The sequence below is a fragment of the Bradyrhizobium sp. LeoA1Lang genome, assembly GCF_055413685.1.
Genome location: NZ_JBVAPG010000578.1, coordinates 1 through 287 on the forward strand (window position 1 = coordinate 1; position 287 = coordinate 287).

Annotated in this window: 1 protein-coding gene; it reads right to left on the reverse strand. The window is 64.8% G+C overall.

All coding sequences use genetic code 11. From position 1 onward, the window contains the following. Nucleotides 1-287 (reverse strand): transposase (locus ACZYOF_RS44565; protein ID WP_463719694.1); only part of this gene is annotated, 287 nt, incomplete at both ends.

Sequence of the window (287 nt, forward strand, 5' to 3'; positions counted from 1 at the left end):
CCGCCAGGTCTTTGATGCGGCGATCACCAGTTTGAACACCATCAGCCTGGCGGTGGTTGGCGACAACGAGCCCTTGGTGCGCACCGTCCGGTGCCGCACGGTGGCGAACACGCTTTCGATGGGGTTGCTCGTGCGCAAGTGATCCCAATGCTCGGCCGGGAAGTCGTAGAAGGCCAGCAGGGCGTCGCGATCCTTGACCAGACATTCGACCGCCCGGCCGTATTTGGCGCGGTATTTCTCGGCGAAAACGTCGATCGCCGCTTCGGCGGACGCCCGGTTCGGCGCCC